The sequence below is a fragment of the Anoxybacter fermentans genome, from assembly GCF_003991135.1.
Classification (GTDB): Bacteria; Bacillota; Halanaerobiia; order DY22613; family DY22613; genus Anoxybacter; species Anoxybacter fermentans.
Genome location: NZ_CP016379.1, coordinates 2,225,704 through 2,240,309 on the forward strand (window position 1 = coordinate 2,225,704; position 14,606 = coordinate 2,240,309).

General features: G+C 36.3%; 13 protein-coding genes and 5 tRNA genes. All 18 read right to left on the reverse strand.

Features of this window, described 5'->3' with window-relative positions; all coding sequences use genetic code 11:
• Positions 1–9 precede the first annotated feature (9 nt).
• The gene (locus BBF96_RS10080; protein ID WP_127017032.1) at positions 10–660 is read right to left on the reverse strand and encodes a phosphatase PAP2 family protein; all 651 of its coding nucleotides are present in this window, start codon (positions 658–660) and stop codon (positions 10–12) included.
• Between the two features lie 112 nt (positions 661–772).
• Positions 773–849: transfer RNA gene (locus tag BBF96_RS10085), tRNA-Val, on the reverse strand.
• 11 nt (positions 850–860) lie between these two features.
• Positions 861–951: transfer RNA gene (locus BBF96_RS10090), tRNA-Leu, on the reverse strand.
• Between the two features lie 10 nt (positions 952–961).
• Positions 962–1,035, reverse strand: a tRNA-Cys gene (locus BBF96_RS10095).
• 7 nt (positions 1,036–1,042) lie between these two features.
• Positions 1,043–1,117, reverse strand: a tRNA-Gly gene (locus BBF96_RS10100).
• A 4-nt stretch (positions 1,118–1,121) separates the two neighbouring features.
• Positions 1,122–1,197: transfer RNA gene (locus tag BBF96_RS10105), tRNA-Phe, on the reverse strand.
• Positions 1,198–1,520: 323 nt separating this feature from the next.
• The gene (locus BBF96_RS10110) at positions 1,521–2,363 is read right to left on the reverse strand and encodes an LCP family protein (protein WP_127017033.1); all 843 of its coding nucleotides are present in this window, start codon (positions 2,361–2,363) and stop codon (positions 1,521–1,523) included.
• Between the two features lie 169 nt (positions 2,364–2,532).
• On the reverse strand, positions 2,533–2,727 hold the full coding sequence (locus BBF96_RS10115) for a hypothetical protein (protein ID WP_127017034.1): 195 nt from the start codon (positions 2,725–2,727) through the stop codon (positions 2,533–2,535).
• Between the two features lie 297 nt (positions 2,728–3,024).
• Entirely contained in the window at positions 3,025–3,186 is a 162-nt protein-coding gene (locus BBF96_RS17475; protein ID WP_205665788.1) for a group II intron maturase-specific domain-containing protein, read from the reverse strand.
• Between the two features lie 5 nt (positions 3,187–3,191).
• On the reverse strand, positions 3,192–3,461 hold the full coding sequence (locus BBF96_RS16720) for a hypothetical protein (protein WP_205665619.1): 270 nt from the start codon (positions 3,459–3,461) through the stop codon (positions 3,192–3,194).
• 302 nt (positions 3,462–3,763) lie between these two features.
• A complete protein-coding gene (locus tag BBF96_RS10125) occupies positions 3,764–4,444 on the reverse strand; it encodes a UTRA domain-containing protein (protein WP_127017035.1) in 681 nt (226 codons plus the stop codon).
• Positions 4,445–4,955: 511 nt separating this feature from the next.
• The gene (locus BBF96_RS10130) at positions 4,956–6,512 is read right to left on the reverse strand and encodes an IS1182 family transposase (RefSeq protein ID WP_127017036.1); all 1,557 of its coding nucleotides are present in this window, start codon (positions 6,510–6,512) and stop codon (positions 4,956–4,958) included.
• A gap of 192 nt (positions 6,513–6,704) precedes the next feature.
• A complete protein-coding gene (locus BBF96_RS10135; protein ID WP_127017037.1) occupies positions 6,705–8,288 on the reverse strand; it encodes a peptide-binding protein in 1,584 nt (527 codons plus the stop codon).
• A gap of 590 nt (positions 8,289–8,878) precedes the next feature.
• The gene (locus BBF96_RS10140) at positions 8,879–9,853 is read right to left on the reverse strand and encodes an ABC transporter ATP-binding protein (protein ID WP_127017038.1); all 975 of its coding nucleotides are present in this window, start codon (positions 9,851–9,853) and stop codon (positions 8,879–8,881) included.
• A 12-nt stretch (positions 9,854–9,865) separates the two neighbouring features.
• On the reverse strand, positions 9,866–10,882 hold the full coding sequence (locus tag BBF96_RS10145; RefSeq protein WP_127017039.1) for an ABC transporter ATP-binding protein: 1,017 nt from the start codon (positions 10,880–10,882) through the stop codon (positions 9,866–9,868).
• Between the two features lie 36 nt (positions 10,883–10,918).
• Positions 10,919–11,824: an oligopeptide ABC transporter permease gene (gene opp4C / locus BBF96_RS10150; protein ID WP_127017040.1), complete on the reverse strand. Its 906-nt coding sequence runs from the start codon at positions 11,822–11,824 to the stop codon at positions 10,919–10,921.
• 14 nt (positions 11,825–11,838) lie between these two features.
• Entirely contained in the window at positions 11,839–12,792 is a 954-nt protein-coding gene (locus BBF96_RS10155; RefSeq protein WP_127017041.1) for an ABC transporter permease, read from the reverse strand.
• A 91-nt stretch (positions 12,793–12,883) separates the two neighbouring features.
• Positions 12,884–14,467 (reverse strand): peptide-binding protein, encoded by a 1,584-nt coding sequence (locus BBF96_RS10160; protein ID WP_164731004.1) that lies wholly within the window; start codon positions 14,465–14,467, stop codon positions 12,884–12,886.
• Between the last annotated feature and the right edge of the window lie 139 nt (positions 14,468–14,606).

The following is a 14,606-nucleotide window of genomic DNA, read 5'->3' on the forward strand; positions in this document are numbered from 1 at the left end:
TTTTCCCTTCTAACATTTACTCTTAGCTTCGACGGAATAAAAACGTTCCACTAAACCTGATACCAGGTTAAATACTAGAGTTGCAAGCAAAATACCCGAAACCAGATCCAAAAAAACATGCTGTTTTACAAACAATGTAGATAAATTAATCAACCAACCGATTATTATAAAAAATATTTTTAAATTTTTCTTTATTTCCTCAACCTTTTTAATAACCTTCATACATAAATAAGTTGTCAAAACATGAATACTGGGAAAACAATTATACGGTAAATCATTTTTATAGATAATTCTTACTAATTGAGAAAAAATATCAGTCCCTATAACATCAGGTCTTGGAACAGTTGTTTGAAAAATTGAATAGATAACAAAGCAAATCAAAACTCCTATATTAAAAGATAAAATTAATTTTAAATAAAATTTCCTATTGTTCAAAAAAATTATAAACCCTACTAAGGGAATATAAGCATACCAGATAATATAGGGTATAATCCAATAGGGAGTAAATGGAACAAAGTTATCCAGAAATATTCCAAAATAAAATGTAAATTTTTTTGGATGATTAAATAAAGGATACAAGCTACTTATTAATAAATATAATCCACTTAAAAAAAGTAAAATAATTTTCTCATTTTGTCTATAAAATAATCTGCTAAACATTTGAGATATCACCGCCTGTATTTCATATTACCCGTTAACTAATAATAAGTCAAGCCAAAAATTCCAATAAATAAAAAAAACAACCTCTTACAGGTTGTTTCTTTCAAAAATATGGTGCGATCGGACGGAGTCGAACCGCCGACCTCCACGATGTCAACGTGGCGCTCTAACCAACTGAGCTACGATCGCATAAATAAAAATGGTACCGGGAGCCGGACTCGAACCGGCACGGGTATTATAATACCCATCGGATTTTAAGTCCGATGCGTCTGCCTATTCCGCCATCCCGGCACAATAAAATTGGAGGCGGCACCCAGATTCGAACTGGGGATCAAGGATTTGCAGTCCTCTGCCTTACCACTTGGCTATGCCGCCTCACCAGTGGAGCGAAAGACGGGACTCGAACCCGCGACCCTCACGTTGGCAACGTGATGCTCTACCACTGAGCTACTTTCGCATAATGGTGGTCAGACCCAGAATCGAACTGGGGACACGAGGATTTTCAGTCCTCTGCTCTACCAACTGAGCTATCTGACCACGATGGAGTCAACGGGAAATGAGTCCGTATTTTTTATTTTACCATGACAGGTTGTAATATCAATTACTCCCCGTCACTCACATCTTTTATTATACCTGATTTTCAAGGAAACTGCAAGAGTTTTTTATGAAATTTTTAATCATTTAACTTAATTTATTTTTAATTCTTTTTTGCCTTACCGTTGACAGCATTAAGTATATCTTATTTTTATTTAATAGTCAAAAGTTAAAAAAGACTATATATATCGATTATATCTACATAATAGGGTTATATCTCATCTTTTCTCTTAATAGCTAAGATATTCCCGCCCATTTTTAAAATTTCATTCTGCTGGAATCCATAAGCCATTTATAAGTTCACCAGGTAATATTTCCACATTAACTTTTTCAATACCCTGACTAAAAAACTTAAATCCCTTTAGAATCTGAGCACTTTCTATATCTGTCTCTAATTTCTCCCGAACTTGCAATACAGCATCACCAACTTTTTGAATTTGTGAAAAGTTCTTGATTTCAATAAGTCGTTCATAAATGGCCATTATAACTTTTTTCTGCCGTTCAATCCTTTCCAATACATTAGTTTTTGACCGTTTCAATCTTAACAATTTCAAAGTTTCTTCACCATTGAGTTTATTAATCCCTGGGTGAATAAAAAGACCATATTTAGGAAGATCAATAGACTCATCCATTCTAACCTGAATCCCTCCTAAAATATCTATTAACTGAACAAAAGGTTGATAATCAATACCAATATAACCATTAATCTTTTTACCAGTAAGTTTTTCAATACCTGCTTTTAATCCAGCAATTCCTTCCTTATCATAAATAATTTTTACTTCCTGATTATCTTCCAATACAGTATTAGGAGGGATGAATAGAATATCAATAGTTTTGGATACCGGATCTAAAGTTGCTGTAATAATGAGGTCTGTTTCTACTTTTACCTCTTTAGTTTTACCCTCTTCACTTGACATATCACGCCCATAAATCAAATAAATAGATTTATCTACAACTTTTTCTTCATCTTTATGTTCAACTTTTTCTTCATCCTTCGAACCTATATCTGCCAACATTGGTGTTGTATTGGAATGGAAGAAATAAATATAAACAAAAATACCTATAATTAAAATTAAAACTGCCACTATGGCCGGCCACCATTTTTTCATAACATTTTTCTCCTCCTATCTCTTTTTTGCTTAAATTAATAATTATACATACTGCCTAATTTTTCCTGCACAATTAAAAAATAATTTGCCTATTTTTCGTTAATTCAGAATATCACGAATTTTATGTAAAAGACCTTAAGGAAAACTTCCTTAAGGCCCTTTCATCTTTCTAACTACCAAAGAGAAGTTTAAATAATAAAAATAAAGCAACCATTGTTAATGCAATAATAGCAAACGGCACAAAGATAATTTGATAAGCCGCAATAGTCATTGCTAGAATATCTTTAAATCCAAAGTTAACCTTTCCTTTTTTTTCTTTTTCCTTTTTATCAGGATCTGGATAGGTGTAAACTTTATCATACACGGCTAAACCCCCCTTTACTGTTTTTATTGTATCATCACTTACTGACATCTGCAATCATTTTTTATCTGATCTAATGCATAAATCGAGTAGGGTAACGCCAAGGTGATCAGCCTCGGCGTTATCCCTCTCACAGAATCGTACATACGGGCCTCGTATACGGCTCCTGATAAACCTCAGTCGCTATTCATAATAACGATGCAAAACACCGACCTCATATCTCTGTAAATTTACCAGTCCAATCTCGTCAAACCATTTATTAGGCAATACCATATTGATTAATGGGCTGGCAGAATTCCTTCATCTCCTCATCGAAATCTTTTTGAACTCCCCTCGATAGCCCCAACTCTTCCACTCTTTCATCTTCTTCATCCTCAGTCTTCGCCTTATCCATTCCATTAACCTGGCAAAGACTGTCTTACAATTTGCTATCCTGAAATAATTCGCCCATCCCCTGATAATTGGATTTACTCCAGGTTCTTTCCATGATTCCTGAGAGTAAGTCGCTTGATTTTCTCTTTAAACTTTTTAATCTTATTCGGATGTACTGTGACAAATTTGGAGTATATGACAAAACCCAGATACGAAACCCCTTTATTTACATTAGTTAAATGTGTTTTCTCCCTGTTCACTACCAACTTAAGCTTATTTTCCAGTATCTCATAGGCTATGTCCAGCCAATCAAAGCATTTCGATAAGTCCATATCCATCACATATTTTAATCTGTATCTGTTCATGAACCTTTCTGCATTTGCTACTGCCTGCTGGCAGGAACGACCTGACCTATAGCCATAACTTGATAGGTGAAAATCAGAATTAAAAAAGGTTACCCATCTGAAAACCCCGGTTCACTTCCGCTATGTTCCAAATTCTCCCTTCAGCTTCCTTCAGAACCTACCGTTACCAGTGACACCCTTGTTTACAGATTGTCTTCCCGCTGGTTAGACGACAGGGCTTCTTTCAGCCCATCAGCTCAGCAAACATGCCGGGCGAACAAAAATTAAGGTCTGGTCAATGCCAGACCTTAAGATATTTTTTATTACATAACCAATTCCCCTGGAAAGCTCATTTCTATACTATCTGACCGGAGATAATAATTTTCCAAACCAATTGGGATCCTGTTTAAAAGTATATAACGGGTTATAATAATTGCCTTCTCATATTTTTTAAGTCCAAGTCTTATACGAATATTCTCCTCAGGAGACTCAAATCTAACTATATTTTCCATAAACTGAATTCGATTGGTACCTTTACGGTCAAATAATTTGTAGACCGAATCTAGAGTTTTAAACTCTTTATCGGTAAGGTCTTCTGAAAAATATGTTATCAGTTCTTTAATACAGAATGGATGGCCACCACTATAGCAGACTTGACTGATTCGCCATAGTTTTTCTTCTTTGTTAATTTTCTGTAGTTCTTCAAACTCTTCTTCTAACAATTGATCAATACCTAAATCGCCTATCTCTATTTCACTATTTTTTGGCTTCAATTTTAAGGCCATCTTCAAATCCGATTTAGTTTGAGTTTGCAGACGCTTTTCCATACTCCGCGCATATCTCTCACGTAATTCCATTAGCGAAATATTTGCTTCTGATAAAATTGTTCTAACATAACGCGGGGTAGTTTGCACATACTCTGCTATGTCACTTATCTTTAAAAAAGGATCACTCTGCGCAAAGTTAATAATCTGCTCTTTTTTAGTTAATTCTCCAACTGCCATTTCTATTTCCCCCTTTTATGTAATTCCATATGATTTATGTTATTAGTATTACACCATAATTCCGCTTCTATACATTATCTCTGCTAGATATCCTATAAAAGTTATTTAAAACTTCGGGCACTTAATCTTATCTTCGCTTCAAAAGAAATTTTTCGAACCATCTAAAGTTCGATCTCAGTCGAAATAAGGCACACTAATCAACGGGCCCTCCTGGCCCTTGATTAGCTTATCACATCCTATGATGAGGCCTTATTTCAACTGAAATCTCACTAAGATAGTTAAACGAAAAATTTCTATATCGTTCAAAATTAGCTTTTTGCAATTTTTTATAAATTATCTATACCAAATGTTATCCTTAACCTACGAAAACTATAATTTTCTAAACATTAAAAAAAAGGGCTGTCCCAAAAGTAATTGATTACTTTTGGGCATAGCCCCCTTTTTTCATTGTTCATTTCAAATTCATTGAAAATTTTTCTGTTAAGAAAATAAAAAAACCATAACCAATGTTCTATACTGTTGCCAGTTTAGCCAGGTTATGGGCTATACATAGTAAACCCCATTCAATTTTCACTTTCTCAAGACCACGTAGCATAAATCTCCTGAATGACCAATTGCCTTTGATCCTTCCAAAGACAGATTCTGCTTCAATTGCTCTTTGGGAATATAGCTTCTTGCCTTTTTCGGAACAAAGGTTTTCCTTTACTTTTTGCTTATATTCGCGTAATTTAAAATTTATTCCTATTATTCGATCACCTTTGGCCCTGGTACAATTTTCTTTTAACTCACATCCATCACAATTTTCGCATTTGTAATATCTAATTTGTTTAGTATATCCATTTTCAGTCTTAATTTCTTTTGTCTTACAGTAAATGAGTCTTTTTTGAGCAGGACAAATAAACTCGTCGTTTTCTTTATCATACGGCCAGTTTTCTACTTTAAATATATCATTTTTAAACTTCTTTTTTTGTTCTTTATGAAAAGTATTATACTTAACATAAATATTAGTATTGGCTTTCTCTAAGTAATCATAATTTTCTTCACTACCATAACCTGAATCAGCTATCACATTTTCCGGAATCTTACCTGTAACTTCTTTTACTTTTTCTAAATGAGGTATTAAGCATCTTGAATCTGCCGGCCTTTGATGAATACTATAACCAACTACAAACTGATTCTCTGTACCTATCTGAACATTATATGCGGGCTTCAATTGCCCATTTTTCATGTGGCCTTCCTTCATTCTCATAAAAGTTGCATCAGTATCTGTTTTAGAATAACTGTTTCGTCCATTTAAAATCTCTTCCTGTTGCTCATATTTTTTCATTCTGGGAAGACATTTAGTCTTGAGCTCTTTAATTGTTTTTTTTAACTTCTTATCTTTGGAGTTCTTTTCTAGACGTTCTTCAAGTTCCTTAATTTTTTCTTCGAGTTTCTTTGAATCTATTTCTTTTCCTTCACCCATCTCCTCCAGGTCATTATCCCCATACAATCTATTCTCTTCTTCGTTGGTTTTCTCAATCTCTTTTAAAAGTTCATTAATTTTTGCCCTAAGCCTTGCTTTGTACTTCTTTGTCGCTTTTCTCCAGACAAAGCTATATTTGTTTGCATTAGCTTCTATTTTTGTACCATCTAAAAAGTAATTCTCTAACTTTACATATCCTTCTTCTATAAGAAGTTCCAATACTGATGCAAATACCTCATCAATAACATCTTTCATGATCTCTGATCTGAATCGGTTTATCGTCCGAAAATCAGGTTTATTGTTACCACTAAGCCACATAAAATAAATATTTTCCCGAAGTGCCTTGGCAATTCGTCTTGATGAATATATTCTCTGAGTATAGGCATATACTATAACCTTAAGCATCATTTTCGGATGGTAGCTGCTTCTACCCCCACCTTTATATTTTTCAAGCAGGGGTTCAATATTCATCCTTTCTATAGCTGAATTTACCACCCTTACTAAATGATTTTCAGGAATAAACACATCAAAACTCAAAAGCAACATTGTCTGATTCATATTATATTCAATAAATGTCTTTTTATTATGGTTTTTCCTCTTCATATTTATATTTTACCATAAAAAAAAGGTGTTGTCTTTATAAAAATTTCTGACAACACCTTTCTTTTAATATTTACTTTTGGGGGTTATAAAGGGACTTTTGGGACAGCCCCTCCTAATCTATTTAAAGTCTTTACATCCAATCCAATTTTCTCTATCTGTAGAAATTATATACCACATCGAGGATATTTTTGATTAATCAGCTAACCAGATATCTTTCCAGTCATGAATAAATCCGAGCGGACTTGGTCTCAAACCGCGAACCTTTTCATTGTAGACTGCATTAGCTTTGGAGTACATTAAGAAGATATATGGATAGTCATCATGAATCAGTTCCTGAATTCTATAGTAAATCTTCTTCCGCTTCTCAATATCCATTGTAGTTCTACCTTCTTCTAACAGTTTGTCAACTTCCGGGTTGCGGTAAGATACAAAGTTGAAACCGTCTTCAATCTGGCTGGAGTGGAAGAGTGAATAATCATCTGGGTCAGGACCCATACCGGTCCAACCAAGTACACATGCATCAAAATCTCTCTTCAAAATTCTCTCAGTGATGAAAGTAGTCCAGGTCAATGCATCTACTTCAAGTTTCACGCCAATCTTTTTCCAGAAATTCTGCACCAACTGCAGAACCTTTTCACGCGCAGCATTACCCTTGTTGGTAATCAGAGTAAAGGTAAGCTCCTTACCATCTTTTTCACGAATTCCATCACCATCAGTATCAACCCAACCCGCTTCTTCTAACAGCCTCTTAGCTTCATCAACATTATACTCATACTCAGGAATATTTGGATTGTAAGCCCACTTAATTCCGGGAACTACATTAGAAGTAGCTGGTCTACCCTGACCAAAGTAAGCAACCTTAATAATTGCTGGCTTATAAATAGAGATAGCCAGAGCTTTTCTTACACGAACATCTTTAAAGGGGTCTCTTGCCATGTTAAAACCAATATAAGTATAACCAAAATCCCAGCGGCTCCACAGTTTCAAGCCCTTAGCAGGAGCTTCTCTCTCTAGACGTGCAACTTCTGCAGGTGGTACAGAAGCACTATCAATATCACCAGCTTCAGCAGCAGCTAACAGAGCATTCTGGTCAGCTACTACCTTATAGATAACCTTGTCTAAATAAACACGTCCACGATGATAATCTTCTCTTGCAACAAAGGTTGCATGATCATCATGTACCCACTCTTCTAATACGAATGGACCAGTACCAACCGGATTCTGGTTAGCAGGATTGGTATTAATATCAGTACCAGCAAAGATATGAGCTGGTATAATTCCCCTAGTCATAGTACCATATAAGAAATCGGGGAATGGATACTTTAAAGTAAACTGAATTGTATAGTCATCAATAATTTTAATACTTTCAATAGGTTCTACAAGATAACCACGAACGGTATTTGTATTAGGATCACCAATGATTTCAAAGGTATATTTAACATCTTCTGCTGTAAACTCATGACCATCACTGAATTTTACGCCTTTCTTTAAGTGGAAGGTCCATACAAGATTATCTTCAGAACTTTCAAAACTTTCACATAATGGACCTGGAATCGGTTCCATGGTATCTGGGTCTATATCCAAAACAGCCTCATATACCATACTTGCATATGAACTTGCAGAGTTAGTTGTTCCAAGAACAGGGTTAATAACTTCCGCATCACCAATAGTACCTAAAATCAAAGTACCACCGTACTTTGGCTCTTCAGCTAAAACACCAAAACTCAAACCTAAAACTACTAAAGTTGCTAAAAGAACTACTAACTTCTTCTTCATTAAACAAATCTCCTCCTTTAAAAAGTTATCTCCTCCTCATAAGGAAAAGCTACTACTTTACTTTTCGCTACTCTACTTCTCACTACTCACCTCCCTTACAAAGATAAATATATGATAAATAACCCATTTATATTCCATATTTAGTTAATAACTAGCTTATATTAGTCATTCTTCCATAATAAAAAGATATATTAAGTAGTTGATAAGCGTCCCACCCTTGATAAATTAATTGATACATAAAGATATGGTATGTATAAGTCCTTCTTTACCTACTCAACCATTTACCTTACTTCCTATATTTTTGGGCTTACTCCTCTTTTTTCATATACTATTTAGACATATTATATTATAACTTTTTTTTGATGTCAAGATCAAATTACCTATAATCACATATTTTATCTGCTAATATTATGCGACATTTAATAATAAATTTTCTATTTCATTAGTAAAGTACCTGCATAATTTAATAGAACAAATGGTCTTTGGTCATATCAAGGATGAGATTTATTTCCAGCTGCATAATTTCCCTGGCATTAAAAAAAGTCAATGGAATAATTCCATTGACTTTTTAAATAATATGATTTTTTCATTCATCTCTCTAAAAGATGGCAAGCTACAAAGTGTTCACCACCATAATCCTTAAATACCGGATCCTCCACTTTACAAATATCCATACAATACTTACATCTGGTATGGAAGTGACATCCACTCGGCGGATTCACCGGACTTGGTACATCACCTTCCAGAATAATCCGCTCACGCTTAATTGTTGGATCCGGAATCGGAATCGCACTCAACAATGCCTGAGTGTACGGATGCTGAGGATTGCGATAAAGCTCTTCTTTATCTGCCAATTCTACAATCTTTCCTAAATACATTACTGCTACACGATTACTTATATGCTTGACTACACTTAAATCATGGGCAATAAAAAGATAGGTTAAACCAAACTCCTCTTGCAAATCCTGCATCAGGTTAATTACCTGTGCCTGAATAGATACATCCAATGCCGATACCGGCTCATCACATATAATCAAACTGGGATCCACCGCTAATGCACGGGCTATACCAATACGCTGACGCTGACCTCCAGAAAACTCATGGGGATATCTTCTCATATGCTGGGCTGTCAAACCTACTCTCTCCAACAATTCAATTACTCTTTCTTCTTTCTCTTTTCCTTTGGCCAATCCATGAATCTCCATCGCTTCACCTATAATGTTACCTACTGTCATCCGCGGATTCAATGACGCATATGGATCCTGGAAAATAATCTGCATCTCACGACGAAGTGCCCGCATCTCCTCTTTATCCAGCTCTAATACATTCTTATCCCTAAACCAAACCTCACCAGCTGTAGCTTCTAAAAGCCTTAAAACCACTCGACCTGTAGTAGACTTTCCACAGCCAGACTCTCCTACTAATCCCAGAGTCTCTCCTTCCCGAATGAAAAAGTTAACTCCATCAACAGCCTTTACCGCTCCAATTGTCCTACCCAAAATCCCACCTTTTATTGGAAAATGCTTCACCAAATTCTTAACTTCTAATAAAATATCTCCTGCCATCTCTTCCACCTCCTATGCACCCTGTTGGGCACCATGCTCTTTCTCAAATTCAACTACAGCATCCGGATACCAGCACCGAACTGAATGACCTGGGCTTAGCTCCTCAATCTCAGGTTCACTCTCACGACATTTGTCAGTTGCAAAACGACAGCGTGGATGGAATTTACATCCTTCCGGTAAATGCAGTGGGTTTGGTACTACACCTTCAATAGTTAACAGCCTTTTTACCTGACTGTCTAATTTTGGAATCGACTTCAAAAGACCCCAGGTATATGGATGCCGTGGATTACCAAAAATAGTATTAACGTCTGAATACTCAACAACTTTACCCGCATACATAACTGCAACACGGTCACATACCTCTGCCACAACACCTAAGTCATGGGTAATCAGCATAATAGCTGTATTAAATTCTTCCTTCAGTTCCTTCATCAACTCCAAAATCTGAGCCTGAATGGTCACATCCAAAGCTGTTGTAGGCTCGTCAGCTATCAAAAGTTTTGGATTACAGGATAAAGCCATCGCAATCATAACACGCTGTCTCATTCCACCGGAAAGCTGGTGAGGATATTCATAAACCCGCTTCTCCGGAGAAGGTATCCCTACTTTTTTTAACATTTCTACAGCCCGTTCCATCGCCTCTTTTTTGCTGACTTTCTGATGCAGAATGATTGCCTCTGCAATCTGATCACCTACTGTATAAACAGGGTTTAAGGAGGTCATTGGTTCCTGGAAAATCATAGAAATATCGTTACCTCTAATCTTCCGCATTTCAGCTTCAGACTTGGTTAATAAATCCTCACCATCAAACCAAATATGACCTCCTACAATCTTTCCCGGAGGATTTGGGATAAGTCTCATAATGGAAAGAGAGGTAACGCTTTTACCGCAGCCAGATTCACCAACTACCCCTAAAGTCTCTCCTTTATAAATCTCAAAATTTACTCCATCAATAGCTCTAACTACTCCATCCTCGGTATAAAAATATGTTTTTAAATCTTCCAATTTCAATAAGAGCTCTTTTGACATCATTATACCTCCTTTGCCATCCCTGGCCTCAATTCATTATTGTTTTAATTTAGGATCCAGGGCATCTCTTAAACCATCGCCCAACAGGTTGAACGCTAAAACAGTTATAAAAATCATTAATCCTGGGAAAATTGCAACCCATGGAGTTTCTACCATTACAGTAATTGACTGAGCTTCACGTAAAATACCGCCCCAACTTACAGTCCCCTGCTTTACTCCAAGACCGAGGAAGCTCAATACCGCCTCTGTTAAGATTGTACTACCAATACGTAAAGTTGAAGCAACAATAATAGGAGCCATGGAGTTAGGTAAAAGGTGTTTAAAGATAATTCTAGCATCATTAGCTCCAAGAGCACGAGCTCCTTCAACAAATTCTCTCTCCTTCAGTGAGAGGAATTGACCGCGAACAAGACGGGTTACACCCATCCAACTGGTTAAACCAATGATAACAATAACCTTATATATACCATTACCGAATAAAGCTACAATGGTCAGAATAAGGAAGAAAGATGGGAAACAAAGAGCAATATCGGTAAAACGCATGATAATACTGTCAACGATTCCACCATAATAACCGGCAATCGCTCCCAAAAGAGTACCTATCGACACAGCTATTAACATCGAAACAATTCCTACAGTCAAAGAAACTCGTGAACCGTAAATAATCAGTGTCAATAGATCACGCCCCATAGCATCAGTACCCATCCAGTGTTGTTTACTGGGGGGCCCCCATAAGTTCTCAAAATCCATCTCATCCAATTCATATGGAGCAATATATGGTGCAAAAATAGCCATTAAATACAGGAAAATAATAATCCAGAGACTTATGACAGCTAATTTATTTTTCTTTAACCTCTTCCAGGTTATTTGAAGCATTGTCTCATTTTCAGTTTTCAAACCGTGTTTTTGTGCTGATTGTGCCAGATTAGCTTTCTCAGTCATTTATTGACACCTCCTTAATTGTACTTAATCCGTGGATCAATTGCAGCATAAGCAAGGTCAGTTAAAAAGTTACAGACTAAAACCAAAATAGCTGTAATAGTGTTAATTGCCATAATAATTGGATAATCCCGTTGCCAAACAGCATCAATACCTGTTCGACCCATGCCTGGCCAACCAAATATTCTCTCAGTAATAAAAGCACCACTAATCAGGAATGGGAGACTCAAACCTAATAATGTAACCATTGGAATTAATGCATTTTTTAAAGCATGCTTATAAATAACAACCTGTTCTCTAAGTCCTTTAGATCTAGCAGTGCGAATATAATCTTCCCGAATAACTTCCAGCATACTGGAACGCATATAACGGGTCCAACTGGCCATACTTGGTGCAGCAATACAGATAACTGGTAAAATCATATGGGATATCCTGTCCCAAAGTGTAACATGTTCTGCCCTAAGATTATACATCCCTGTAGCTGGCAACCAACCTAATTTGACACTGAAAACCAAAATTAACATTAAACCAAACCAGAATACCGGGATTGAAAGACCTGCAAAAGCGAAAATAGATACAACATAATCTATTAAGGAATATTGTCTTGTCGCTGAAATTATTCCAAGAAAGACAGAAATTATAACAGCTACCAGCATACCTGTACCTGTTAACAACAATGTGACTGGAATTTTTTCCAACAGTATTTCAGAAACTAATCTTCCTGATATAAATGAGTTTCCAAAATCAAAACGCAGCATACTGGTAACCCATTTAATATATTGAACAGGTAGTGGATCGTCCAAACCAAGATTAGCTCTAATCCGTGCTAAATCCGAAGGCTTAAATTTAGGACTCATCATCATTGTTGTTGGATCTCCAGGCGCTAAGTGAATAATTGAAAATGAGATCAATGTTATACCGAGAAAAATAGGTATCATTGAGATAAGTCTTTTAATAATATAAGTCCTCAAACTCGTTACCCCCCTTAAAAAATTAGTTTAAATATATGGCCCGAGATACCTGACATATCTCAGGCCATATATAATTTTATATATCATTTGACTAATCAGCTAACCAGATATCTTTCCAGTCATGAATAAATCCGAGCGGACTTGGTCTCAAACCGCGAACCTTTTCATTGAAGACTGCATTAGCTTTGGAGTACATTAAGAAGATATATGGATAGTCATCATGAATTAATTCCTGAATTCTATAGTAGATCTTCTTCCGCTTCTCAATATCCATTGTAGTTCTACCTTCTTCTAACAGTTTGTCAACTTCCGGGTTGCGGTAAGATACAAAGTTGAAACCGTCTTCAATCTGGCTGGAGTGGAAGAGTGAATAATCATCTGGGTCAGGACCCATACCGGTCCAACCAAGTACACATGCATCAAAATCTCTCTTCAAAATTCTCTCAGTGATGAAAGTAGTCCAGGTCAATGCATCTACTTCAAGTTTCACACCAATCTTTTTCCAGAAATTCTGCGCTAACTGCAGAACTTTTTCACGTGAAGCATTACCTTTGTTGGTAATCAGAGTAAAGGTAAGCTCCTTACCATCTTTTTCACGAATTCCATCACCATCAGTATCAACCCAACCCGCTTCTTCTAACAGCCTCTTAGCTTCATCAACATTATACTCATACTCAGGAATATTTGGATTGTAAGCCCACTTAATTCCGGGAACTACATTAGAAGTAGCTGGTCTACCCTGACCAAAGTAAGCAACCTTAACAATTGCTGGCTTATAAATAGAGATAGCCAGAGCTTTTCTTACACGAACATCTTTAAAGATTTCTCTTTCCATGTTAAAACCAATATAAGTATAACCAAAGTCCCAACGGCTCCACAGTTTCAAGCCCTTAGCAGGAGCTTCTCTCTCTAGACGTGCAACTTCTGCAGGTGGTACAGAAGCACGATCAATGTCACCAGCTTCAGCAGCAGCTAACAGAGCATTCTGGTCAGCTACTACCTTATAGATAACCTTGTCTAAATAAACACGTCCACGATGATAATCTTCTCTTGCAACAAAGGTTGCATGATCATCATGTACCCACTCTTCTAATACGAATGGACCAGTACCAACCGGATTCTGGTTAGCAGGATTGGTATTAATATCAGTACCAGCAAAGATATGAGCTGGTATAATTTCCATAGTCATAGTACCAGTTAAGAAATCGGGGAATGGATACTTTAAAGTAAACTGAATTGTATAGTCATCAATAATTTTAATACTTTCAATAGGTTCTACAAGATAAGCACGAACGGTATTTGTATTAGGATCACCAATGATTTCAAAGGTATATTTAACATCTTCTGCTGTAAACTCATGACCATCACTGAATTTTACGCCTTTCTTTAAGTGGAAAGTCCATACAAGATTATCCTCAGAACTTTCAAAGCTTTCACATAATGGACCTGGAATCGGTTCCATGGTATCTGGGTCTATATCCAAAACAGCCTCATATACCATATCTGCATATTCATCTGCAGAGTCAGTTGTTCCAAGAACAGGGTTGATAACTTCCGCATCACCAATAGTACCTAAAATCAAGGTACCACCGTACTTTGGTTCTTCAGCTACAACGCCAAAGCTCAAACCTAAAACTACTAAAGTTACTAAAAGAACTACTAACGTCCTCTTCATCAAACAAATCTCCTCCTTTTGCATAATCTCTTAATCAGTGAAACTGCTACCTACTTATTAAAATAATTACTACCACTTAAAATAATTACTACCACTACCTACTCCCCGTTACTCACCCCCTCTAAAAGAAAGGATAAAC